Annotated in this window: 24 protein-coding genes; 12 read left to right on the top strand and 12 right to left on the bottom strand. The window is 65.6% G+C overall.

Annotation, left to right across the window (positions count from 1 at the left end; all coding sequences use genetic code 11):
* Positions 1-3 precede the first annotated feature (3 nt).
* Complete coding sequence (locus tag RHO23_RS21480; RefSeq protein ID WP_057967362.1) at positions 4-1,233, bottom strand: MinD/ParA family ATP-binding protein; 1,230 nt, start codon at positions 1,231-1,233, stop codon at positions 4-6.
* Positions 1,234-1,411: 178 nt separating this feature from the next.
* Entirely contained in the window at positions 1,412-1,726 is a 315-nt protein-coding gene (locus RHO23_RS21485) for a hypothetical protein (RefSeq protein WP_423488307.1), read from the bottom strand.
* A gap of 195 nt (positions 1,727-1,921) precedes the next feature.
* Between RHO23_RS21485 and RHO23_RS21490 the strand changes: the two genes are divergently transcribed.
* The 3 genes from RHO23_RS21490 to RHO23_RS21500 are packed head-to-tail and all read left to right on the top strand — an operon-like array spanning position 1,922 to position 5,190.
* Entirely contained in the window at positions 1,922-2,548 is a 627-nt protein-coding gene (locus tag RHO23_RS21490; protein WP_057967378.1) for a response regulator, read from the top strand.
* Positions 2,549-2,592: 44 nt separating this feature from the next.
* Positions 2,593-3,735 (top strand): sensor histidine kinase, encoded by a 1,143-nt coding sequence (locus tag RHO23_RS21495; RefSeq protein WP_057967377.1) that lies wholly within the window; start codon positions 2,593-2,595, stop codon positions 3,733-3,735.
* 51 nt (positions 3,736-3,786) lie between these two features.
* Positions 3,787-5,190 (top strand): mycothione reductase, encoded by a 1,404-nt coding sequence (locus RHO23_RS21500; protein WP_423488308.1) that lies wholly within the window; start codon positions 3,787-3,789, stop codon positions 5,188-5,190.
* Between the two features lie 6 nt (positions 5,191-5,196).
* Here RHO23_RS21500 and RHO23_RS21505 read toward each other — a convergent pair whose 3' ends face one another.
* From RHO23_RS21505 to RHO23_RS21515, 3 genes are all read right to left on the bottom strand, one after another.
* Positions 5,197-5,583, bottom strand: coding sequence for a hemophore-related protein (locus RHO23_RS21505; protein WP_057967360.1), 387 nt, complete (start codon positions 5,581-5,583; stop codon positions 5,197-5,199).
* 78 nt (positions 5,584-5,661) lie between these two features.
* Positions 5,662-6,912 (bottom strand): lipase LipE, encoded by a 1,251-nt coding sequence (gene lipE / locus RHO23_RS21510; protein WP_057967359.1) that lies wholly within the window; start codon positions 6,910-6,912, stop codon positions 5,662-5,664.
* 95 nt (positions 6,913-7,007) lie between these two features.
* Entirely contained in the window at positions 7,008-8,153 is a 1,146-nt protein-coding gene (locus tag RHO23_RS21515) for an acyl-CoA dehydrogenase family protein (RefSeq protein WP_030096216.1), read from the bottom strand.
* 59 nt (positions 8,154-8,212) lie between these two features.
* Between RHO23_RS21515 and bla the strand changes: the two genes are divergently transcribed.
* The 4 genes from bla to RHO23_RS21535 all read left to right on the top strand — a co-directional run bounded on the left by bla (position 8,213) and on the right by RHO23_RS21535 (position 11,550).
* Positions 8,213-9,130 carry a subclass B3 metallo-beta-lactamase gene (bla, locus tag RHO23_RS21520; RefSeq protein WP_030096215.1) on the top strand — a complete coding sequence of 306 codons (918 nt, stop codon included), beginning with the start codon at positions 8,213-8,215 and terminating at the stop codon, positions 9,128-9,130.
* Between the two features lie 125 nt (positions 9,131-9,255).
* On the top strand, positions 9,256-9,894 hold the full coding sequence (locus RHO23_RS21525; protein WP_057967375.1) for a GntR family transcriptional regulator: 639 nt from the start codon (positions 9,256-9,258) through the stop codon (positions 9,892-9,894).
* Positions 9,895-9,931: 37 nt separating this feature from the next.
* Positions 9,932-11,134 (top strand): MFS transporter, encoded by a 1,203-nt coding sequence (locus RHO23_RS21530; RefSeq protein WP_030096213.1) that lies wholly within the window; start codon positions 9,932-9,934, stop codon positions 11,132-11,134.
* A gap of 26 nt (positions 11,135-11,160) precedes the next feature.
* A complete protein-coding gene (locus RHO23_RS21535; protein ID WP_030096212.1) occupies positions 11,161-11,550 on the top strand; it encodes a DUF1304 domain-containing protein in 390 nt (129 codons plus the stop codon).
* A 4-nt stretch (positions 11,551-11,554) separates the two neighbouring features.
* On the opposite strand, the gene RHO23_RS21540 is transcribed toward RHO23_RS21535, so the two are convergent.
* Genes RHO23_RS21540 through RHO23_RS21555 form a run of 4 tightly spaced genes read right to left on the bottom strand, consistent with a single transcriptional unit; the run spans position 11,555 to position 15,660 of the window.
* Positions 11,555-12,391 carry a sulfurtransferase gene (locus RHO23_RS21540; protein ID WP_423488309.1) on the bottom strand — a complete coding sequence of 279 codons (837 nt, stop codon included), beginning with the start codon at positions 12,389-12,391 and terminating at the stop codon, positions 11,555-11,557.
* A gap of 25 nt (positions 12,392-12,416) precedes the next feature.
* The gene (locus tag RHO23_RS21545; RefSeq protein ID WP_423488310.1) at positions 12,417-13,247 is read right to left on the bottom strand and encodes a mycofactocin-coupled SDR family oxidoreductase; all 831 of its coding nucleotides are present in this window, start codon (positions 13,245-13,247) and stop codon (positions 12,417-12,419) included.
* 8 nt (positions 13,248-13,255) lie between these two features.
* A complete protein-coding gene (locus RHO23_RS21550) occupies positions 13,256-14,050 on the bottom strand; it encodes a mycofactocin-coupled SDR family oxidoreductase (RefSeq protein ID WP_423488311.1) in 795 nt (264 codons plus the stop codon).
* Positions 14,047-15,660, bottom strand: a complete 1,614-nt coding sequence (locus tag RHO23_RS21555) for a flavin-containing monooxygenase (RefSeq protein ID WP_423488312.1) — start codon at positions 15,658-15,660, stop codon at positions 14,047-14,049. Before RHO23_RS21555 ends, RHO23_RS21550 begins: the two co-directional genes overlap by 4 nt.
* 131 nt (positions 15,661-15,791) lie before the next feature.
* Between RHO23_RS21555 and RHO23_RS21560 the strand changes: the two genes are divergently transcribed.
* The 4 genes from RHO23_RS21560 to RHO23_RS21575 all read left to right on the top strand — a co-directional run bounded on the left by RHO23_RS21560 (position 15,792) and on the right by RHO23_RS21575 (position 19,803).
* Entirely contained in the window at positions 15,792-16,973 is a 1,182-nt protein-coding gene (locus tag RHO23_RS21560; RefSeq protein WP_423488313.1) for an acyl-CoA dehydrogenase family protein, read from the top strand.
* Complete coding sequence (gene bphC, locus RHO23_RS21565) at positions 16,973-17,872, top strand: biphenyl-2,3-diol 1,2-dioxygenase (protein WP_030096206.1); 900 nt, start codon at positions 16,973-16,975, stop codon at positions 17,870-17,872. Before RHO23_RS21560 ends, bphC begins: the two co-directional genes overlap by 1 nt.
* A gap of 165 nt (positions 17,873-18,037) precedes the next feature.
* On the top strand, positions 18,038-18,886 hold the full coding sequence (locus RHO23_RS21570) for an IclR family transcriptional regulator (RefSeq protein WP_057967353.1): 849 nt from the start codon (positions 18,038-18,040) through the stop codon (positions 18,884-18,886).
* Positions 18,883-19,803, top strand: coding sequence for an alpha/beta hydrolase (locus RHO23_RS21575; protein ID WP_423488314.1), 921 nt, complete (start codon positions 18,883-18,885; stop codon positions 19,801-19,803). The genes RHO23_RS21570 and RHO23_RS21575 overlap by 4 nt, the downstream gene beginning before the upstream one ends.
* On the opposite strand, the gene RHO23_RS21580 is transcribed toward RHO23_RS21575, so the two are convergent.
* Positions 19,800-20,057: a ferredoxin gene (locus RHO23_RS21580; RefSeq protein ID WP_423488315.1), complete on the bottom strand. Its 258-nt coding sequence runs from the start codon at positions 20,055-20,057 to the stop codon at positions 19,800-19,802. The two genes, RHO23_RS21575 and RHO23_RS21580, sit on opposite strands and share 4 nt — an antisense overlap.
* Positions 20,054-21,208 carry a Rieske 2Fe-2S domain-containing protein gene (locus RHO23_RS21585; RefSeq protein WP_423488316.1) on the bottom strand — a complete coding sequence of 385 codons (1,155 nt, stop codon included), beginning with the start codon at positions 21,206-21,208 and terminating at the stop codon, positions 20,054-20,056. Before RHO23_RS21585 ends, RHO23_RS21580 begins: the two co-directional genes overlap by 4 nt.
* A gap of 173 nt (positions 21,209-21,381) precedes the next feature.
* Between RHO23_RS21585 and RHO23_RS21590 the strand changes: the two genes are divergently transcribed.
* Positions 21,382-23,088, top strand: coding sequence for a 3-ketosteroid-delta-1-dehydrogenase (locus tag RHO23_RS21590; protein WP_423488317.1), 1,707 nt, complete (start codon positions 21,382-21,384; stop codon positions 23,086-23,088).
* On the opposite strand, the gene RHO23_RS21595 is transcribed toward RHO23_RS21590, so the two are convergent.
* Positions 23,089-23,778 carry a PadR family transcriptional regulator gene (locus RHO23_RS21595; protein WP_057967350.1) on the bottom strand — a complete coding sequence of 230 codons (690 nt, stop codon included), beginning with the start codon at positions 23,776-23,778 and terminating at the stop codon, positions 23,089-23,091.
* Between the last annotated feature and the right edge of the window lie 62 nt (positions 23,779-23,840).

Genomic DNA, 23,840 nt, shown 5'->3' on the forward strand with positions numbered 1-23,840 from the left:
CGACTAGACGCTCCAGGCGCTCGCCAGGCCGGCCGAGACCGAGGCCGCCGCGGTGACCAGGCCATGCCAGGTCTCAGGCTGCAGCTGATGGATGTCCAGCGGGCCCGCCGTGGCGATATGCGGGTCATAGGGCACGGCGACGATGTGGTTCGGCGAGATCCAGCGATGGAACCGGGCGACCATCGCCGCGACCAAACGCTCGGAGTTCCTGCGATCCTCGCGACTGTCGTAGCCGCGGACGTGGTTGATCACCACCACCATGCGGGGGATCAGATACTCGTAACCCTCGGAAATGAGCCACTCGATCGCGCGGACAGCGCCCTCGGCGCCGACCGGCGTGGCGGCCGCAACCAGCACCACGCCGTTGGCGCACCGCAGCACGCCGGGCATCACCGGATGCCAGAAGTCCACGCCGGTATCGGTGAGCAGCAGGCTGTAGAGCCGCTGCAGCCGATTGTGGGCCTGGGTGTAGATCTCGGAATTGAGTTCTCCGCGCGGACGCACCGAATGTGCGTTGGCGGCAAGCACATCCAGGCCGGTCACCGGATTCTGGCCGACGAAGAAGCGCAGATCGAAGTTGCGCTCGGGTTCGTCTTGGGCCAGCACATCGGCGAAGGTGGACGAGGCCGATGGATCAATCCACGATGCCAGGTTGGCCGACTGGCCCGGATCGGCGTCGGTGGCCAGCACCATGTCCTTGCGGCGCAGCTCTGAAAGCACCGAACCGAGGGCCGCGGTGATCATCGTCTTGCCGACGCCGCCGTTTCCGCCCAGCACCGCCAGGGAGTGGATACCCCGCCAAGGGGTGCGCACCACGGCGGTCAGCTCACGAAGCTCGGCCTCTTCACGGGATTCGCCCGGGTTGATGACGCCAAAACTCCCGCGGTACACCCACTTACGCCAACCAATGGACGCGGGCCGACGCGGCGAGGGCAGAATTTCTGAACGAAGCTGCGCTCCCAAGGCATCGCCGATGGCCGGAGGGAGGTCGACATGCGGATCGTGGGGCGGCACGGCATCGACGATGGACAGCGGGCCACGAGGGGGCAGTTGCAGTGGGCGGGGTTCCGCTTCGGGCTGGCGCTGCTGCAGCGAGACGGCTTCGGCGCGCTGCCGTTTGGCGTGTGCGCCCAGCTTGATGGGGATGATGGGTCCGGTCCGGTCGAGGATCTCGTCCTCGGAGCCGTCCGCCGGGGAATCGTTGGGCGCACTCACGGCAATCTCCTCCTCCACCAGAAGCCGTTTGGCCCCAGCGCTCCGACAGTTTCGATCTGCATCGCGGGCAGCGTGAGACCCGTCGCATACGCAGTCTCTTATGGTCGTTGCGCGGTTGGCGAGGGCCGTTACCCACCCGTGTCTGAATCGGCATCAAATGGAACGAGGTTGGTATGTAGTCGGTACCGGAGCTAAATCAGCAGGTCACATCCACATACGTGGTCTTGGTGGTCGTGGTGTTGGTGAAGACGCCCGGACGCTTGTTGCTCGGCAGGCCGTAATCGGACCGCACGGTGGTCTGACCGGGACGCACGCTGCTGGCGGTGCACTGGTTGAGGGCCTTGGATCCGGTCTTGCTGACGATCACGCTGTAGCCCTGTGCCTGAAGCTCGCTGACGGTCTGTTGGGCGTTGGAGCCGTCGGTCTGAGCGGATGCGGTGCCGAGGGCGAAGCCGAGTGGCGCCAGCGCGAGGGCGGCGGCTGCGGTTCCGGCGATGATGTACTTCTTCATGATTTCTCCTGTGCCAGTGGGCCTTTGAGTTGGATCACCGGGTTGCTTGGTGATACTTCAACGATGCGGCGCGGAGGCCGGAATGTATGTCGGGCGACCGGCTGATACACCGGAGGATCTTGATGTCCCCCAATTGGGGGACACACGTGGATTTGGCGTGCCAAGCTTGCGTTTGTGCAGGTGAGCGGCGAACTTGTGCGGGTGGTTGTCGGCGATGACCACCCGCTTTTTCGCGAGGGTGTGGTGCGGGCGCTGACCGGAAGCGGCCAGATATCCGTGGTGGCGGAGGCTCAGGATGGCGCCGGTGCGCTCGCGTTGATCAGAGAGCACCAGCCCGACGTCGCGCTGCTCGATTACCGGATGCCGGAGCTCGACGGGACGCAGGTGGCGGCGGCCGTGCGCCGCGACGAGCTGCGCACCCGGGTACTGCTGCTCTCGGCGCATGACGACGCGGCGATCGTCTATCACGCGCTGGCGGAGGGTGCCGCGGGCTTCCTGTCGAAGGAATCCACGCGCGCGGAACTGGTCAGTGCGGTGCTCGACTGCGCGCGGGGCCGGGACGTGGTGGCGGCCAGCCTCACGGCGGGACTGGCCGGTGAGATCCGCAAGCGCGCACAACCGGCAGGCCCGTCGTTGAGCACGCGTGAACGTGAGGTGCTCCGGATGATCGCCGACGGCCTCACCGTGCCGGCCATGGCCAAGCAACTGTTCCTGGCTCCGTCCACTGTGAAAACGCACGTGCAGCGGCTGTACGAAAAACTCGGCGTCGGTGACCGGGCGGCGGCGGTAGCCGAGGCCATGCGGCGTGGATTGCTCGAGTAGCCGTGGCGCTGGAGCGGGTGGCCGGGTACTTCACCGCTGAACCCATGCGGGTTTCGGCCTGGCTACGTCTGCCCCTGATCGTGCTGATTGTGCTGCTGGGGTCTAACCCGAACATCGAAATGTGGCATGTCGGTGTGTATTACGGGGTACTGGCCGTGTACACGGTGTCCGCGATTGTGTGGGTGCTGATCGCGGTGCGCGGACATGTCCCGATGTGGGTGGCCCCTGCCGCCACCGCCGTGGACATCGCCGCCGTGGTGGCGCTGTGTGTGGCCTCCGGTTACGGCACGTCGGAATTACTCCCGGTGTTCTTCCTGCTTCCCGTTTCGGTGGCCTTCCAAGAGCGTCCGGCTGTGACGGCTGTCCTCGGAACCATCACCGCTGCAGGGTATTTGGGTGTTCTGGTGTTCTACACCAGGAGTGGCAATATCGACGGTATTCCCGGCGACGAGTACCTCACCGTTGTGACACTGCTGTGGCTGGCCGCTGCGACCGCCGGAATGTGCTTCGTGCTCAAACGCCGCTCCGAACACGTCGAGCAGCTCTTGCGCACGCGCGAGCAGCTGGTGCTGGAAGCGATGCGCGCCGAGGAACGGCACAACCGCGAAGTCGCCGAGCGCTTGCATGACGGCCCGCTGCAGAATCTGCTGGCGGCACGCCTGGAAATCGAGGAAGTTCTTGAACGACAACCTGATCCGGTGTTGGTGGCGGTGCATGCGTCGTTGCGCGACACGGCAGCGGAATTGCGCGGCGCGGTGTCGGCCCTGCATCCGCAGGTGCTCGCCGAGCTGGGATTGACGGCGGCGGTTCGTGAGCTCGGCCGACAGTACGCGGCGCGGGGCACCGTCGAGGTCAGCACTGAGCTGCAGGAAGTGGGCAGTCCCCCGGCCCAGCCGCTGGTGTATCGCGCGGTCAAAGAGCTATTGACCAATGCGGTGAAGCATGGACGTGCCAAGAACATTCACGTCGAGCTGGCTCGAGATGACGATCTCCTCACGCTGGTGGTCGCCGATGACGGCAAGGGCTTCGATCCGCGTGATCTGTCCGCGTCGGTCGCCGACGGGCACATCGGGCTGGCCTCGCTGACGGTTCCCATCAACGCCGCGGGCGGCGATGTCGCGATCACGTCGGCGCCGGGCGCCGGTACCCGGGTGTGCGTCACGGTGCCGGCCGATATGGCAGCGTAAGGGGCGAACGCTCGGCACCGAGAGAGCGCGCCCTCAACGGATGGAGAACAGGTGTACGACCTCGTCATCATCGGTTCCGGCAGCGGAAACTCGTTGCCCGATGACCGCTTCGCGGACCAGAAGATCGCGATCGTCGATCGCGGTGTGTACGCGGGCGCCTACGGTGGCACCTGCCTGAATGTCGGTTGCATACCCACCAAGATGTTCGTCTACCCCGCAGACCTGGCCGACGAGGCCCGTGACGGCTCGCGGCTCGGTGTGGACAGCTCGGTGCAGGGAACTCGCTGGGCCGAGATCCGTGAACGCGTCTTCGGCAGGATCGACCCGATCGCGGCGGGTGGGTTGCGCTACCGCGTCGAGGACTGCCCCAACATCACGGTCTTTCAGCAAGAAGCGCGATTCATGGCGCCGGGCACCGATACCGACGGCGACCCGATCCATCGACTCCAGCTGGCGGACGGCACGATCCTGGAGGCCCGGCAGCTGGTCATCGCCGCGGGTTCACGTCCGGTCATCCCGCCGGTGATCACCGACAGCGGCGTGGCCTTTCACACCAACGACGACATCATGCGTCTACCGGAGTTACCCGAGCGGGTGGTGATCGTGGGCAGTGGCTTCATCGCCGCCGAGTTCGCGCACGTTTTCAGTGGCTTGGGCTCGGCGGTCACGGTGATCGCGCGCGGCCCGCGGCTGTTGCGCGCGCAGGATGAGACGATCGCGCAGCGTTTCACCGATGTGGTGTCGGCGCGGTGGGATGTGCGGCTGAACACAGAAGTGGTGGCCGCTCGCGAGATCGATGGTGACGGTGTCGAACTGGACCTCACCGACGGATCAACGGTGACCGGCGATGTGCTGCTGGTCGCCACCGGACGCACCCCCAACGGTGATCAGCTGAACGTGTCCGCGGCGGGACTGGCGCTCGACGAGCAGGGCCGGGTGCCGGTCGACCAGTACCAGCGCACACCGGTGCGCGGCATCTACGCCCTCGGCGATGTGAGTTCGCATTATCTGCTCAAGCACGTGGCCAATCACGAAGCGCGGGTGGTACAGGCGAATCTGCTGTCCGGCTGGGATTCCCCGACTACCGCCAGCGATCACCGGTTTGTCCCCGGCGCGGTGTTCAGCCGTCCGCAGGTGGCATCGGTGGGGTTGTCAGAGGACCAGGCGCGGCAACGCGGGATCGACGTGGCGGTCAAGGTGCAGACATATGGCGACATCGCGTACGGATGGGCGATGGAGGACACCGAGGGGCTGTGCAAGCTGGTCGCCGACCGGTCGACGGGGCTGCTGGTTGGCGCGCACATCGTCGGCTACCAGGCGTCGGCGTTGATCCAATCACTGATCACTGCGATGAGCTTCTCGATACCGGTGCGCGAGATGGCGCGAGGTCAGTACTGGATACACCCGGCCCTGCCCGAGCTGATCGAGAACGCGTTGCTCGGCCTGGAGCTTTAGCCGAGCTCAGCCGGCCATGAACTCGTCGTACGCGGAGGCCAGGCCCGGCGGCAGCACGGTGACATTGCATTCGCGCTGGGCAGCACCGATCGGGGCCAGGATGCCGCGCAGCTCGTGGTACTCGGCGGGGTTGGCGGTGAAGTACGCGCGGATGTTCGCGGCGGCCTGGGCGCGCGGCTGGTCGGGCGCGGCGTCGAGCACCGCCCGTGCACCGGGGTGATTGTCGAGGTATCCGCGGGCGGCGATCGTTGTGGAGCCGACGGTGTCGGAGAGCCTCTCGCGGCTACAGTCCGGCGCGGCCGACGCCGTGGGCAATAGGGCCGTCGCGGTGATGAACCCGAGCACACCGGCGGTGCTGGTGGCACGGCGAATGCGGGTGTGGGAGAGCGTCATGTCGATGTTTCCTTCGCTGGGGCAGTTCTTGCTTCCCCGATCCACGCGAGGTGTACCCCGTAAACGCGTGCTGAAACATCAGGAGACGAGCGGTACCTCCGCGGCGATGAGGTCCAGCAGGGCCGGGTAGCGCTTGGCTTCCTTGTGGTTACCCGGCTTGCCGCTGCTGACCACACCGACGGATAGCGCACGGGCGGGGTCCGCCCACACGGCGATGTCCACCAGCCCGGTATGCCCGAACGCCGCAGGCGAGTTGCGCCCGAATGGTCCGAACCGCTTGGAGCCCAGCATGTATCCGGTCCCCCAGCGCATCGGCATGCCGCCGGTTGCCATGTCCGGCCGCAGGCGCCGGGCCGGTGCCGCCGCGGCCCGGATGGTCTCGGGGGACATGATCCGTACCCCATCGAGTTCGCCACCCCGGCAGAGGATCTCGGCAAATCGGGACAGTTCGTTCGCGGTGGAGACGGTGTTGGACGACGGCACCACGCCGGTGAGGAAGAAGGGCTGGTTCGACATCGGGATGATCTCGTGCATCGTCCCGCCGACCACCGCCCGGAAGGCCGCGCGCATGGGCGCGGGCAGTGGCTTACCGGTGGGATGGCTCGGCGCCACCAACGGCACATCCTCCGGGGCCACACCGTAGTTGGTCCACCGGAACCCAAGGGGATCAAGGATTTCGGTGGCAAGGATGTCGCGGATGCTCTTACCGGTCGCACCGAGCACGATCTCGCGCACCAACGGCCCCCAGGTTAGTGCGTGATACATGTGCACCAGGCCGGGACGGTAAAGCGGGCGCAGCTGGCCGAGCTGTTCGCGGGTGTACTCACTGTCATCCATCCGGGTGACATCCGGCCGGGGTCCGGTGGGCACCGGGATGCCCGCGCTGTGCGTCAGCACGTGGCGGATGGTGATGCGATCCTTGCCGCGGCTGGTGAAGGTGGGCAGGTACTCGCAGACACGGGCGTCGAGCGAGAGCGCTCCGCGTTCGATGAGTAGATGCATCACCGTCGTCGAGACGGCCTTGGCGGCCGAGTACACGCAAAACGGTGTGTCGGTGGTGACGGGGATCTTCTCGGCGTCGGCGGGATCGGTGGGCGCGTTACCCCATCCGTGCCCGATGGCACGGTTGAGGATCACTTTTCCCTTGTGCCGCAAACACACCTGGATCGCCGGGTGCATGCCCGCCTGATACCAGTGCCGGGCCGCCTGCCAAATGCGCTCAACGGCGGCGGGATCGATCTCGGAGTGGTCCTCGGCCTGATCGCCGCTGCCGATGTTCGTCACCGAGTCCAGGTCGGCTGGAACCCGTATGCGTCCGTCGTCAGTCATGATGCCCTTTCACCGAGTGGGAATCTCACGAGGAAATTCCGGCCAAACGCCTCGCCAGATTCCCATTCGACGGTAGCGGCCCGGGCGGGGTCGGATCAGAAGCCCAGGTCGCGACCGATGAGCTCCTTCATGATCTCGTTGGAACCGGCCCAGATCTTGGTGACGCGCGCGTCCATCCAGGCCCGTGCGACGCGGTATTCCTTCATGTAGCCGTAGCCACCGTGCAGCTGCACGCAGGCGTCGATGACCTCGTTCTGCACCTGAGAGGACCACCACTTGGCCTTCGCGGCATCGATCGCCGAGAGCTCGCCCTTGCTGTGCGCCAGCACACCCTGATCGACATACACCTGCGCCGCTTCGAGTTTGGTGACGAGCTCGGCGATGAGGAACTTGTTGTACTGCAGGCTGCCGATCTGCTGACCGAACGCCTTGCGCTCCTTGGCGTACTCGATCGTCTCCTCCAGCACGGCGGCCGCGTGGGCGATGTTGGCGACCGCACAGCCCATCCGCTCCTGGGGCAGGCGCTGCATCATGGAGATGAATCCCTGGTTGACCTCGCCGATCACGTTCTCGGCGGGCACCCGCACATCGGTGAAGAACAGTTCGGCGGTATCGGCCTCGGGCTGGCCCACCTTGTCCAGCTTGCGGCCGCGCTCGAAGCCGGGCATGCCCTCTTCGACGGCGAACAAGGTGATGCCCTTGGCCTTGAGCTCGGGTGCGGTGCGCGCGGCGACGACGACGAGATCGGCACGTGCGCCGTTGGTGATGAACGTCTTGGAGCCGTTGATGACCCAGTCGTCACCGTCCTTGACCGCGGTGGTCTTGAGGGCTGCCAGATCGGAGCCGCCCGACGGTTCGGTCATGCCGATGGCGGTGATCATCTCGCCGCTACAGAACTTCGGCAGCCAGCGCTGCTTCTGCTCATCGGTGGTCAGCTCGACCAGGTAGGGGGCGACGATGTCGAAGTGGATGGACATCGAGGAGGCCAGTGCGGCGCTGGAGCGCGACAGCTCCTCCTGCAGAACCGCGTTGTAGCGGTAGTCGCCGGCACTGCTGCCGCCGAACTCCTCGGGCACGTCGAGCCCCAGGTAGCCCTGCTTGCCGGCCTCTAGCCACAGCTCGCGGTCGATGTAGCGCTGCTCGATGAAGTTCTCGGCGCGCGGCTCGACGTGGCGCTGCACGAATGTCTTCACGGACTCCCGGAACGCGTCGTGGTCCTCGGTGTAGATAGTGCGTTGCATGGTGTTATCGAAGCACGCGTCTAAATCCGCGTGCTCGGGTGTTCGGTGAGGTGGTAGGGATGGAGATCGTGAAACTGCTCGCCGCCGCCGCTCTCGCTGTCCTCGTCGCGGGCTGTACCGCCTCGCCGGAGGGGCCCGAACAGCATGAACATGGGAACTCGCTGACCGCGCCGGTGGCGGGAGACCCGATCTGGACGCAGCCGCGTGCGCCTATCCGTGTGCACGGTGACACCTATTACGTCGGAACCGAGGGCATCAGTTCGGTACTGATTCGGACCGACGAGGGCCTGATTCTTCTGGACGTGGGCATGCCGCAGTCGGCGCCCCAGGTGGAGGACAACATCCGCACGCTTGGTTTCGCCGTCGAGGACCTGAAGTACGTGTTGTCCTCGCATACTCACGTCGACCATGCCGGCGGTATCGCCGCGGTGGTTCATGACAGTGGTGCCACCGCGGTATCGAGCCCTATCGGTGCACAGTCGCTGCGCGCCGGGCACGTGTCCGCCGATGATCCGCAGGCCTCCGATACCGCGAATGCAGCCTTCCCTGCCGTTGAACGAGTGCGGGAGATAGCCGATGGGGAGGTGCTGAAGCTCGGAAATGTCGCGGTGACAGCGCATTTCACGCCGGGTCACACACCCGGCGGTGTCAGCTGGACCTGGAAATCGTGCGAGGGAGGGCGGTGCCTGGACATGGTCTACGCCGATAGCCTCAATGCTGTCGCCACCGGTAACTACCGTTTTGCGCCCGGTCACGTCTCGAGGTTCCGGCAGAGCATTCAGACGGTGCGCGCGCTGCCCTGCGACATCTTGTTCTCCGTGCACCCCGAACAAGCCGACGACATCACGAAGCTGAACAGGCTCGCGGCGCAACGTGACCCGAATCCGATGATTGACCCGACGGCGTGCACGGCGCTTGCCAACACGTTCGACGCAAAGCTGGACAAGCGGATCGCCGACGAGCAGGCGGCCCGCTAGCGAGGCGGTGCGTCTGCGGTGACGGTGGCATCGATCACCGGCTCGACGTGACGCTGAACACCCCGTGAAGTGTGTTTTTCGGTTTGCTATAGCTATCGCCATCATCTTAGATACAAGTTGTGTCTATTATTCGAACAGTGGCCATCTCCGCAAGTGAAGAGGCATATCGCTCGGTAAAGGAGCGCATCCTCAGCGGCGATATCCCCGGCGGTGAGCTGCTGAGCGAAGGGGAGATCTCGGCGCGGATGGGGTGTAGCCGCACTCCCGTGCGGGAAGCCTTCCTGCGGCTTGAAACCGAAGGCTGGCTGCGGCTCTATCCCAAGCGCGGGGCGCTGGTCGTGCCCATCACTCCAGAGGAACGCCGACACGTCGTCGACGCGCGCCGCGTCGTGGAGAGTGCTGCCGCGGCGCGCATTGCCGAACGAGGCGCATCTCCGGCACTCCTGTCAGACCTGTCAGCACTCATCGAGGTGCAATTGGGGCGTGCCGCGCAGGGCGATGCCGCAGGTTTTGCCGCCGCAGACGTGGACTTCCACCGCGCGATCGTGGCCAAGCTCGGAAACCCACTGCTGGAGAACTTCTACGACAGCCTGCGCGAGCGTCAGCGCCGAATGGCGGCGGCCGCCATCGGGGTAGACCCGGTGCGGGTCGCACGCTCGGTTGCCGGGCACCGCGCGCTGGTGGACGCGCTCGCGGCGGGCGACGCGGCACGCTTCAGCGTCGAGCTGGTGGAGCACATGAAAGTGGTGACCGAGCGTGACTAGCCGACTGCTGGCGCCATGGCAGCGGGTGGCCCTCGCGATGTTCGGAATTGCCTGGGGCGGTAATGAGTTCACCCCGCTGCTGGTGATGTATCGGCAGGCCGGGCAATCTGCCGCATCCGTTGACACACTGTTGTTCGCCTACGTGCTGGGCATCATCCCGGCGCTCTTCCTGGGCGGACCACTTTCGGACCGTTACGGCCGACGTGCGGTGATGCTGCCGGCCCCGTTTATCTCGATGGCCGGGTCCCTGGTGCTGGCCCTGGGGGCACAGCATTTCGCGCTGCTCTTCACGGGGCGGGTGTTCTCCGGTATCGCGCTGGGCCTGGCCATGGCCGCAGGAAGCTCATGGGTCAAGGAACTGTCGGCTCCCCCGTTTGACCGGATCGGTGCTGGTGCGCGGCGCGGAGCCATGAGCCTGACCGCGGGATTCGCGCTCGGCGCGGCCGTGGCCGGAGCGTTGGCGCAGTGGGGCCCCTGGCCACAGCACCTGGCGTTCCTGGTCAACATCGCTATCACGATTCCCGGTGCGGTACTGGCACTTTCGGTTCCGGAGTCTGCGGCCGAGCGCGCGCCGGGCCGGCTGGTGGACGATCTGAAGATCCCTGCCGCGCGCCGTCGCCGCTTCCTGTTCGTTGTGATGCCTTTGGCGCCCTGGGTGTTCGGCTCGGCGGCGGTGGCGTACGCGGTGCTGCCCACGCTCATCGCCCCGACACTCCCGGGCGAGCGCATCGCGTTCTCCGCGTTGTGCTGTCTGGTCTGCCTGGGCTGCGGTTTCACCGCACAGCTGCTTGCGCCCAGGATCGATCGGCCGGGTACCGCGCGGCTCGGCATCATCGGGCTGGCGCTGGTCGCCGCGGGGATGGCGCTGGCCGCCGTTGCCGCGCACCGGCTCACGATCCCATGGGTCCTGATCGCCGCGCTGGTGCTGGGTGCGGGGTATGGGACGGCACTGGTCAGCGGGCTCCAGGAGGTGAACCGGATCGCCGGGCCCACGGACCTGGCCGGACTCACCGCCGTCTTCTACGGGCTGACCTACCTGGGCTTCGGGGTGCCGATGATGCTGACGATGCTCAGCGACACGCTGCCGGTGCTGACACACCCCGTGCTGCTCTGCGGTGGCGCGATACTGGCGGCGCTCTGCATGGTGGTGCTGGCGATGAACTCGCGCACCGATATCCGCGAAGAGGCCCCCCTAGAGGCGGCGGAATCCGGCATGACGCCCGAGCCGGCTCTGCGTTAGCGGCGAGACGGATAGGCTCTCGCAGCATGATCATCGCAGGGCTGGTACTGACCGGAATCGCCGCGCTCATCCACGTCTACATCTTTTATCTGGAATCGATCACGTGGACCAGTGAGAAGACGCGCAAGATTTTCGGTGTTCGCACGCTCGAAGAGGCCGAGGTGACGAAACCTCTGGCCTTCAACCAGGGTTTCTACAACCTGTTCCTCGCGATCGCCATCGCGGTCGGCACGGTGCTGTGGGCACGGGGCTGCACGTCGGTCGGTGCGACGCTGGTGTTCACCGGTGCAGGGTCGATGGTCGCGGCCGGGCTGGTGCTGTTGATCTCGTCGCCGGATAAGGCGTCGGCCGCGCTCAAGCAGCTGGTGCCGCCACTTCTCGGGGTTATCGCGCTGGCCGTGGGGCTGGCGCTCTGATCGGCTAGCTCGGATCGGGCCCGGTCGCGACGGGGCGCTGTGGATCGCTCGACCACTCCGACCACGACCCTGGATAGAGGGCGGCGTCGTATCCCGCGACGGCCAACGCCGCGATCTGATGCGTGGCGGTGACACCGGACCCGCAGTACACCGTGACAGGGTGCCGTCCGGCGCCGAGTAGCTCGAAGCGCTCGCGCAATTCGGCAGCGGGCCGGAAGGTGCCCTGCGGTGTGAGGTTCTCGGCAGTCGCAGCGGAGACGGCACCGGGGATGTGCCCGGCGCGGGGATCCAGGGGTTCTTCGTCGCCGCGGTAGCGGGCTGCCGCCCGGGCGTCCAGGACCAAGGCATCGGGTGATTCCGCTTGGGAAGCAATCGCATTGGCGTCGACCGAGGCGAAGCCGTCCAGCGAGGAAATGGTGATCCCGCCGGGCTCGGCGACAACCTCTCCCGTCTCGACGGGTCCTCCGAAGCGCTGCCAGGCCGCCCAGCCGCCGTCGAGAATCCGGACATCGGCAACTCCGGCGGCACGCAGCAGCCACCAGGCGCGCGAGGCCGCCTGCCCGTTCCAATCGTCGTAGACGACCACGGCGTCACCGTCGCTCAGACCCCAGCGCCGGCCACTGGCCTGGAGAGCCTGCGGTGTGGGCAGCGGATGGCGGCCACGGCCCGTCACCGCGTGGTCGGCGAGGTCGGCATCCAGGTCAACGAACACCGCGCCGGGAAGATGACCCTCTAGGTAGGCCGCGCGGCCGTTCGGCTGCATCACGGTCCAGCGCACATCGAGAACGCGAAAATTGGACAGGCGTTGTGCGAGTTCGTCGGCCGAGATGAGCACGTTCATGCCTCGACGGTACCGCCGAACGCTGCTACCGCTGCGTGCTGCCCGCGTCGACCGGCAGGGCGACCGAGGTGATGTAGCGCGCCTCGTCGGAGGCCAGGAACAGTGAGGCGTTGGCGATATCGAGCGGCTGTACCCACGGCAGGTCGAGCATGTTCATGGTCTTGGCGGCGTGAGCGAATTCTTCTTGAGTCGGTTCTTCAAGGTCGGGCCGGAACATCCGTCGCACATGGTCGTTCTGGATCATCGGGGTATCCACGTTGGTGGGGTGCACGGTGTTCACGCGAATCTTGTGCGGCGCCAACTCCGATGCCAGTGAACGCATGAGCCCCACCACGCCATGCTTGGCCGCGACGTAGTGCGAGACCCCGACGAGACCGCGCAGTCCGGCGATGGAGCTCACCAACACCATGGAGCCGCCGCCACGGCTGATCAGGTGTGGAATCGCGGCGCGGGTGGTGTGCCACACGCCGGTCAGGTTGACGTCAAGCACGGTCTGCCACACGCTTTCACTCATCTCGGTGAGCATGCTGCGCGAGCTGATTCCGGCGGTGGCACACACGACATCCAGTCCGCCGAATGCGGTAACCGCGTCGGTGACAAAGGTTTCCAGGGCACGCAGATCCCGTACGTCGACCACACCCGGAATGACCCGCTGACCGTGAGACTCCACCAGATCGGCCGTCCGGTCCAGGTCGGCCCGTGTCGCGGGCGGTGTGACGGTGGTGTGTACCGGCGCGCAGATATCGAGAGCGATGACATCGGCACCCTCCTGCGCGAAGCGTTCCGCCTGCGCACGCCCAATACCCCGGGCAGCACCGGTGACCAGCGCCACTTTGCCCGCCAATCGTCCTGTCACGCGATTCATCACACTTTCTGCGTTAGTCCGGCGTCGACCACCAGCTGGGTGCCGGTGATGTAGCGCGCTTCGTCGGAGGCCAGGAACACCACGGCATTGCTGATGTCCACGGTGTCCACCCACGGCACCGGCAACAAGGTGCGCGCCGCGAGGGCTTCGGCAGCGTCGGCCTCGGTGGGATGTGCGAGGTCCGGCCGCAGGCGAGCGATGACCTCGGGATTGAGGATCATCCCCGTGTTGACCGCGCCCGGATGCACGGTATTGACCCGAATACCTAACGGTCCCAGCTCATTGGCGGCCGTGCGGGCCAGGCCCACGACGGCGTGCTTGCTCGCGGTGTAGTGCACGGTGTTGGGGGTGCCCTTGAGGCCGTTCGTGGAACTGATGACCACGACGGAGCCGCCCGCTGTCAGGTGTCGCACCCCCGCCTGAACGGTGTGGAGGACACCCGTCAGATTCACGTCGAGCGACCGCCGCCAGGCATCTTCGGTGATCTCCCAGGAGGGGCCGAGGCTTTCGTAGATTCCGGCGTTGGCGACGACGATGTCCAGCCGTCCCAGCATCTGCACTCCGGCATCGATGGCCTGGGTGAGTGATTCCGGATCGCGGACATCGGCGAAGCCGGGCACGCAGCGCCGGCCGCGATACTGCACCTCTTTGACGGTGTCGGCCAGCTCGGTGCAGCCCGGTAGGTCGATCGCGATGACATCGGCACCCTCCTCGGCGAGGCGCTCGCAATGTGTGCGTCCCATGCCGCGGCCTGCGCCGGTGACCAGCGCAACCCGCTCCAGCAGCCGTGTCACGCGTTGCTACCGCTCAGGGCGAAGCCCTTGTACCCGCTGGCAGCGACATCGGCACAGATGGCCCCGTACACGCCGAAACCACCGATGAACGGCATGAAAACCCTTGGCTTGCCGGGGATATTGGCGCCGAGGTACCACGAGTTGGCCTGCGGGAACATGGTGGAGGCGGCGCGTTCATTGCACTCGGCGACCCAGTCGTCGACGGCTCGAGGGTCGGCCTCCACTGCCGAGAAGCCGTGTTCGGCCATATGTCCTAACAGCTCGCCGATCCAATCCACATGCTGTTCGGCACCCAGCACCATGTTGGCCAGCACCGAGGGGCTGCCCGGGCCGGTCACGATGAACAGGTTGGGGAATCCGTCGACCCCGAGCCCCAGATAGGTGCGCGGCCCGGCCCGCCAGGTGTCCTGGAGTGTCTTGCCGCCCCGGCCCCGGATGTCGATCCGATTCAGCGAGCCCGTCATGGCATCGAACCCGGTGGCGAAGACGATCATGTCGAGTCCGTAATGCTGTGCAGTGGTGGTAATTCCGTCGATGTCTATCGACTCGATCGGGCTGGTGCGCAGATCCACGACATGCACATGATCCTGGTTGAATGTCTGAAAGTAGTTGGTGTCAGTGCAGATTCGCTTGGTGCCGATGGGATGATCCGTCGGGATGAGAACATCGGCGACGGCGGGATCGTCGATGACAGCGCGCACCTTCTCCTCGAAGAAGGCGCGCGCTTCGTCGTTGGCGCGCATGTCGGTCGTCTGATCCGGGAAGGTCTTACCGAACAGCACCCCGCCGAGATCCCAGCGTTGCTCGAACGCGGCCCGCCGCTCTTCGGCGGTGATCTCCAGAGTCTTCTTGGGATGGGCCTGGTGTGGGGAGCCGCCGCCACTTGCCCGGGATTGTCGCCGCCGCTCGTCGTAGCTGGCCTTCACCTCGGCGCGGCGTTGCGGAGTGAGCACGGTATTACCCGCGGGGACACTGTAATTGGCGGTGCGCTGGAATACGAAGAGTTCGCCGGCGGTCTGGGCGGCGATGGGCACCAATTGGATACCCGAGGATCCCGTGCCGATGATCCCGATGCGTTTGTCGGTGAAATCCACGCCTGCCGTCGGCCAGTGTCCGGTGTGGTACAGCTCGCCGGCGAATGCATCACGCCCGGGGATGTCGGGCATGTTGGCGGTGGACAAGGCGCCGGTGGCCATGACGCAGAACCGCGCTGTCACCTCGTCCCCTCGGTCGGTACGCACCGTCCAGGACGTCTGTCCCTCGTCAAGCACCACCGACGTGACGCGGGTACGGCAGCGGATGTCGCGGCGCAGGCCGAACCGGTCGGCGACGTGATTGATGTACCTCAGGATCTCCTCCTGGGTGGCGTACTTCTCGGTCCAGTCCCAATCCTGTTGCAGCTCATCGGAAAACGAATAGGAATAGTCGATGCTCTCCACATCGCAGCGCGCACCCGGGTACCGGTTGAAGAACCAGGTGCCACCCACGTCCGAGCCTGCTTCGAACACGATGACCGACAGGCCCTGTGACCGCAGCCGTTGCAGGGCATACAACCCGGCGAAACCGGCGCCGACCACCACCACATCAACGTTTCTTACGAGGGCCTTCACGGTTGGCCACGCTAGGTCCGTGTCGCAATCCCCCGATCCCCCATTCCCGGTGACCGGTCAATCAGATCCAACGGACCGCTGATCGGGAAAACGTCCCATGGGGATGGGGTGGTGAGCGCACTATCAAGCGCATGACCGAACGCGTAATCGATCGCATCAACGATCTCGCTGACCAGCTACGTGAGCAGGCGTGGGAGGCGGAGAAGCTGGGCAAGCTGCCCGATGAGACCGCCAAGATGCTCAGGGCTGCCGGACCGATCCGGCTGCTCCAGTCCAAGGGTTACGGCGGATACGAGGTGCACCCTCGCGAGTTCGCCGAAACCGTCATGGCCACCGCCGCACTGGATCCCGCCTCGGGCTGGATCTGTGGGGTCGTCGGTGTGCACCCCTGGCAGGTGGCCTTTGCCGACCCCAAGGTTGCCGCCGAGATGTGGAGTCAGGACCAGGACGTCTGGATGGCCTCCCCCTATGCGCCTACAGGTGTGGCCAAGCCGGTGGACGGCGGATACATCTTCAACGGACGGTGGCAGTTCAGCTCAGGCACCGACCACTGCGACTGGATCATCCTGGGCGCGTCGCTCGGTGACGGCGAAGGCAAGCCCCTCATGCCACCGAAAATGCTGCATATGATCCTGCCGCGTCAGGACTACGAGATCGTCGAAGACTCCTGGAATGTGGTGGGGCTGCGCGGTACCGGCTCGAAAGACATCATCGTCAGGGACGCGTTCGTACCGTCGTATCGGGTGATGGACGGGGACGAGGTGATTGACGGCACCGCGCAGCGCAACGCCGGCATGACCGGCACCCTGTACCGAATGCCGTGGTCGACGATGTTCCCACTGGGTATCAGTTCGGCCGTGATCGGCATCGCCGAGGGTGCGCTGGCCGCGCACCTGGACTATCAGCGCGAGCGGGTCGGGGCCCAGGGCACCGCGGTCAAGGACGATCCGTATGTGCTGTTCGCGATCGGGGAGGCCGCCGCCGATATCAATGCCGCCCGCCAGGAGATCCTCGCGAATGTCGACAAGATCTGGGACATCGTCGATTCAGGCAAGGAGGTGTCATTCGAGGACAGGGCCGCGGGCCGTCGTACCCAGGTGCGCGCCGCGTGGCGCGCCGTGATGGCGGTCGATCAGATCTTCTCGCGTTCCGGGGGTAACGCGATGCGATTGGACAAGCCCTTGCAGCGGTACTGGCGTGATGCGCACACCGGGCTCGCCCACGCGATTCATGTGCCCAGCACCGTGTTTCACGCATCGGCGCTGAGCTCGCTGGGCATCGAACCGCAGGGCCCGCTGAGGGCGATGATCTGATGCTGAAGAGCTTGGGATACATCACCGTCCAAACCCAGGACATGGACCGTTGGCGGTATTTCGCCCTGGGGGTGCTGGGATTCGCCGAAGGCAGTGGGCCCGACCCCGGGGCGTTGTACCTGCGGATGGATGAACGTGCCGCGCGGATCGTCGTGGTGCCCGGCGATACGGATCAGGTCGTCACGATCGGCTGGGAGGTGCGTGACGGCGCGGCGTTGCGCGACGTCACGCGGGCAGTGGAGGCTGCGGGCCTTGGGGTTAAGCAGTTGTCCGTCGAGGAGGCCGACGCGCGGCGAGTGGAAGAGGCGGTGACGTTCACCGACCCCGGCGGCGCCACGGTCGAGGTGTTCCATGGCCCGGTACTGGACCACAGCCCGGTGGTCACGCCCTTCGGTGCGCGATTCGTCACCGGCGCTCAGGGGCTCGGGCATGTGGTGCTGCCGGTCACCGATCCGGATGCTGCCTTCACGTTCTATACCGAGGTGATGGGATTCCGGTCGAGGGGAGCGTTCCGCATTCCCGCGCCTCCGGAGTTCGGCCCGATGCGGGTGCGATTCCTGGGCATCAACGAGCGCCACCACAGTTTGGCGCTCTGTCCCGCGCCGCACGGTGGTGCACCGGGGCTGGTCCACGTGATGGTCGAGGTGGACAGTCTCGATGCCGTGGGGCAGGCCCTGGACCGGGTATTGAAATCAGACTCCACGGTCTCTTCCACTTTGGGGCGCCACACCAACGACAAGATGGTGTCCTTCTACGTCCGGGCTCCTGGCGGCTGGGATATCGAGTTCGGTACTGAAGGTATGCGGGTCGACGAAACGTATTACACCGCAGAGGAAATCACTGCTGATAGCTACTGGGGCCATGACTGGTCGGGCAGCGAGCCGCTAGCCGCCATGTAGCCCCGGTCTTCTCTCCGGCAAACAGACGCCTGTTGCAGACGCAACCGGCGTCTGTTCGCGTGTGGGGGCTCTGCGGGGTTGTGGCGGCGGACACACTCATGATACAAACAGGTATATGACTAATAGTCATATGTGACCGAGACCCCAACGCCGTGGGAGGGCACCATGACCACCATTACCGCCGAATCGGCGACCCCGAGCGCTGTCATCGATCGGGTATCCCTGCTGCTTGACGCCTTCGACGGCCCGGGCCGGCTCACGCTGGCGCAGCTGGTGCGCCGCACCGGCCTGCCGCGCTCGTCCGTTCATCGCATGCTGGAGCGGTTGGTACAGCTGCGGTGGTTGCGACGCGATGGTCGCGACTACGAACTGGGCACGCGATTGGTCGAGCTCGGCTCACTCGCGGTGCATCAGGACAGGCTGCATGCGGCCGCGCTGCCGATGCTGCACGAGCTGCATCGGGCCACCGGGCTCGTGGTCCACTTGTCGATCCTGGACGGCACAGACGTTGTGTATCTGGAGAAGATCGGTGCCGCGATGGGCGCGGCCCTGGCCACCCGCATCGGTGGTCGCCAGCCGGCGCACTGTACGGCCTCGGGTAAGGCCATCCTGGCGTACCAGCGCCAGACGCTCGACGAGTTCACCGCGCTGGCCCGCAAGACGCGCTACTCCATTGGCTCGGCGGCACAGCTGCGTCCCGAGCTGGATAAGGTTCGCGGTCACGGCGTGGCCTTCGACCGTGAGGAGCTGCAGCAGGGCATCGGCTGCGTGGCCGCCCCGATCGGAAGCATCGGCGATGCTGTCGCCGCGGTTTCGGTATCCGGGCCGATGCCGAGGATGACCTTCGATCAACGGCTGGTGGCTCCGGTGCGCATGACAGCGATGGGCATCTGGCGCAATGTCGAGAACGGCCCGACCCGGGTGGCGCCGACCCTGCAGCCGATTCGGCCACTGCGGTGCGGCCCGTCCTCTGCTCCGCGCGAGACGAACTCACGCGCACTGCAATACGCGTGAGCCTCGATCCACAGATCGCGGCGCTGCTTCCATCGCTGAACGAGGGGTTTCCGCGCGTCGAGACGATGACCGGAGCGGCGGCGCGCGCTGCCGTCCGTGCCCGATACACCGCACCGGCCGATCCGCTGCCGATGCGTTCGGTGACCGATGAGTACGCCTCCGGGCCTCATGGTGAGATACCGGTCAGGGTGTACCGCCCAGTTGCGACAGGGCCGCTAGCTACCCTCGTCTTCGCCCATGGTGGTGGATTTGTCTTTTGCGACAAGGATTCCCACGACGGCTTGTGCCGACGGCTGGCCAATCAGATGCCCGCCGTGGTGGTATCGGTGGACTATCGGCGCGCGCCGGAACATCGGTGGCCGGCGGCGGCGCACGACATGTTTCTAGCGACGTGTTGGGCGGTGCGTCAGGCGCGCACTCTCGGAGGAGACCCCAGCCGCGTCATCGTGTGCGGCGACAGCGCTGGAGGCAATCTCGCCGCAGTCACCGCGCTGATGGCCCGCGATATGGGTGGGCCCGCCCTCGCGGGCCAGATCCTGATCTACCCGGTGGTGGACGCGAATTTCGACACGGACTCTTATCGGCGGTATGCCAACGGTTACTACAACACCCGCGCCGCCATGCAGTGGTATTGGGATCAGTACCTGCCCGATCACGCCCTGCGCACACATCCCTACGCGGCGCCACTGCGGGCAGATCTCACGGGACTACCTGCCGCGGTGGTGGTGACGGCGCGTTACGACCCTCCATGCAGTGAGGGTGAAGCCTACGCGCGGGCGCTGCAGAAGGCCCGGGTTCCGGTGCGGTACCGGCTTTACGACAACGCTATTCACGGGTTCATGACCATGCCGAGTCTGGATCTGGCCGGCGCAGCGATCGAGCGGTTATGCCGCGATGTCGACGAGCTGCTTGCTTAAACGCCGTACTCTTCGGCGAGGACGGGTAACCGTCCGCTGCGTGCGGCATCGAGAATCGATCCGCGTAGCTCCGGGCACACCAGGAAGAGTCCGGTGCTGTCCCGCCGCCGAAGGCACCGAGATTCGGCCTCGGCATTCCACTGAACACTGGTCTGCTGCCAGCTGCTCTTGCGCGCTAAAACCTCCGCGCCGCAACGCTGACAGCCGACCGGCACCATCGGTGAGTCGGCCAGGCGATTATCGGCGCGGATCACGACGATGAGCTTCCGGCCATCGCCGCGAGGTTCTCCTCGATCTGCGATTTCCAGGCCTCCCCGGGACGAGTGGTGTCCACCTCGTACTCGAACCGGTCGATCATCTCGTCGGCCACATCCTCGGCGTCCACATAGAACTGCTGGTACCAGCGCCGCAACTGGTACACGGGGCCATCCTCCTCGCGCAGCAGTGGATTGTCGATACGTGCCTTGTTCTTCCAGATCTGGACATCCTGCTCAAACCCGATCTTCACCCAGTCGCCGAGCGCTATGGCGGCACCCGTGGCGGCGTCATCGGGCAATGCGGGGGACTTCTTGACGATGATGCCGTATTGCAGCACAAAGGAATCCGCATCGATCGGATAGTGACAGTTGATGAGAATCGATTGCTGGTCGCCGCCCACGAAGTGGTAGGTCAGGTCATCGATCATGAAGGAGGGTCCGTAGTACGACGCGACGGAGGTCTGTCCGATCATCTCCACCCCTTCCGGGCTGGGCACGTCCGGCCGGGTTCCGCCGTTCATGTACTGCGTGGCAACGTGGCCCTCGAAGATGTTCTTGAAGTACGTAGGCAGCGCACCGTGTACGTAGAAGAAGTGCGCCATGTCGACGACGTTGTCGACGATCTCTCGGCAGTTGGTGTTGACAATCGTTGTGTACCAGTGCCAATCGGTCCACTCGTCACTGCCGGCGCCCTCGATTCGGGGAATCGTTATGCCCTCCGGCGGCGGACTCCCTTGCGGGTCATTCCAGATGAACAGCATGCCGTCCTGTTCCAGCGTGGTCCAGGTGGCCGTGCGTGCGAGCTTGGGGGTGCGACGGCTATAGGGCACCTGCTTGCAGCGGCCATCGCCGCCCCAGCGCCAATCATGAAATGGGCAAGCGATTTCGTCACCCTTGACCTCGCCCTGGCTGAGGTCACCGCCCATATGCCTGCAGTAGGCGTCCAAGACGCTGATCTTGCCTCCGGCGCCGCGGAACACCACAAGCTTCTGGCCGAACGCGTTGATGGAGTGTGGCTTTCCGTCGCCGAAGTCCTTGATGAGGCCAAGGCAATGCCAGCCGCGGGCGAACCGGGTAGGCGCCGCGTCCGCCTCGATGCTTCGCACCTTTACAGAATCAAGACCGGGCTCTGACTGGGCTGTCGTCATGGACCCGTTCTAGCAGCGTCTTTGCCCTCACAGCAGGGGGTCGGTCCGCTCACCGGACATCGGTTGTCGCCCGCAGAGCTGACGTCCCGCTGGGAGGGAATCGGCGGCTACCGCGAGGAACTATCGGCATAACCTCGCGGGCGTTCATACCTATTCGACGGAGGTACATGCAGATGGCATCAGCACCCCATGGGCTGATTCCGGCGGGAACCGTCGCGGCCGACACCGAGGTCGATCTGCTGGTGGTCGGCGCCGGAACGGGGATGGCCGCCGCGCTGGCCGGCAGTGAGCGCGGACTGTCGGCGCTGATCGTCGAGAAGTCGCCCTATGTGGGTGGGTCTACCGCCCGCTCGGGAGGAGCCCTGTGGCTGCCGGCGAGTCCGGTGCTGAGTGCCGCCGGTACGGGTGACACCCTGGAGCAGGCACGCACTTATCTGCGATCGGTGGTCGCGGGAACCGCTTCGGAGGCGCGCAGTGACGGGTTCCTTGAGCACGAATCGGCGACCATCGAGATGCTGACGCGACTGACGCCGATGCGTTTTACCTGGTGCCGGGACTACGCGGATTACCACCCCGAAGAGCCTGGCGGCAGCCCGGTCGGGCGCACCTGCGAATGCCGCCCGTTCGATGCATCCGTGCTGGGCGCGTACCGAAACCGACTGCAACCGGGTGTCATGAAGCCCCCCGCGGTCCCGATGCCCGTCACCAGCGCCGACTATCGGTGGATGAACCTGATGGCACGGCTCCCCCGTAAGGCTTTGCCGCTCATCGTGAAACGAGTCGCGCAAGGAGTCGGCGGGGCGGTACTGGGCCGGCGCTACCTGGCGGGCGGTCAGGCCCTGGCGGCGGGACTGTTCGCCGGGGTGCTGCGTGCGGGGATTCCGATCTGGACGGACACCTCGCTCGTGCGTCTGGTCACCGTGGGCGCGCGTGTCACCGGCGCGGTGGTCGCTCACGAGGGTCGCGAGATCGCGGTGACGGCCCGTCGAGGCGTCGTACTGGCGGCCGGAGGCTTTGATCACAACATGGAGATGCGGCACAAGTTCCAGTCGGCGACCCTCGGCAGGAACATGAGCCTGGGTGCCGACACCAACACCGGCGATGCGCTACAGATCGGCCAAGAGTGCGGTGCGGCAATCGATTCCATGACCCAGGCCTGGTGGTTCCCGGCGGTCGCGCCGCTGCCCGGCGGTAGTCCAAAGGTGATGCTGGCGGAGCGATCGTTACCGGGATCGTTCATCGTCGACCAGACCGGACAACGCTTCATCAACGAGGCAACCGACTACATGTCGTTTGGGCAGCGTGTACTTGAGCGGGAGCGCCGCGGCGACCCGGTGGAATCGATGTGGATCATCTTTGACCGGCAGTACCGCAACAGCTACGTCTTCGCCGGCCAGCTTTATCCGCGTATGCCGATACCGGCCAGCTGGTTCCATTCCGGAATCGCTTATCGTGCAGAGAGTTTGGCGGCACTGGCGCCGATGATGGGGATACCGCGCGAGGAGTTTCTGGCCACGGTGCGGCGATTCAACGCATCGGCGGCAGCCGGTGATGACATTGATTTCCACCGGGGCCGCAGCGTGTACGACCGTTACTACGGTGACCCGACCGTGACACCGAATCCGAACCTGCGGCCGCTGCATGACGGCCCGTTCTATGCGGTGCGCATGGTGCTGAGCGACCTGGGCACCTGCGGCGGACTTCGTGCGGACGAGCGCGCACGCGTGCTGCGCGAAGACGGCACCGTGATGGAGGGGCTCTACGCGATCGGCAATACCGCCGCCAATGCGTTCGGCGCCACCTATCCGGGTGCGGGGGCCACGATTGCTCAGGGGCTGGTGTACGGCTACATCGCCGCACAGGACGCGGCGGTGCGGTAGCTACTCCGGCGAATCGTGTTGTTTAGAAAGCTTTTCGGCATCAACTCGTTTTTCGACCTCGCGCCAGTAACCCGGGACGAGGCGAGGGGTTCCGCCGTCGGGATCGGCCTTGTCGAATTCCTCCGCGGCCTCGGCAAGATCGTCGATCATCATCAGCGCGAGATCGCGCTCGGCCGCGTAGTAGCGCTCGGCCCATTTGAGTGCCACGCGCGAGTACGCCCAGGCAGGCTGGGCCGCAGCGCCATCCGCATCGAGCGCCGCGCGCCGTTGCATGTTTTCGGAGTACTCGACGTGACGTTCGAGAATCTCCTTGAGCCTGGCCGGATCCGTCATATGGCCCTGCATCACGCGCAGCACCACGCTGTGCTTGAGAACCTGCGGCTCGGCGGGCGTCTCGTTCGCCCACTGGTTCATCGCAGCCATACCCGCAGCCGTGATCTTGTACAGCCGGCGGCTACGGGCGCCGTTGTCGTGATCGACTCGCGACGTGGCGTACCCGATCTTTTCCAGTTTCCGTAGTTCCGAATAGATCTGGCTGAAGGAAGGGCTCCAGTAGAAGTAGCTGATACTCCAATCCGCCCACTTCTTGATGTCATAGCCGGAGACCTCTTCCTCGTAGGAAAGCATGCCGAGGATCGTCCAGCTGGTGGCAGCGAGATTCGGTTCGTCGGGCGAACTGGTTGCTGCCATCGATCAAGGGTAGCAACGCGACATGCCGTCCAGGGCGCTCCGGGGCCGCTCAGCGGGAGAAT

The organism is Mycobacteroides sp. PCS013, from assembly GCF_049532645.1.
GTDB lineage: Bacteria > Actinomycetota > Actinomycetes > Mycobacteriales > Mycobacteriaceae > Mycobacterium > Mycobacterium gwanakae.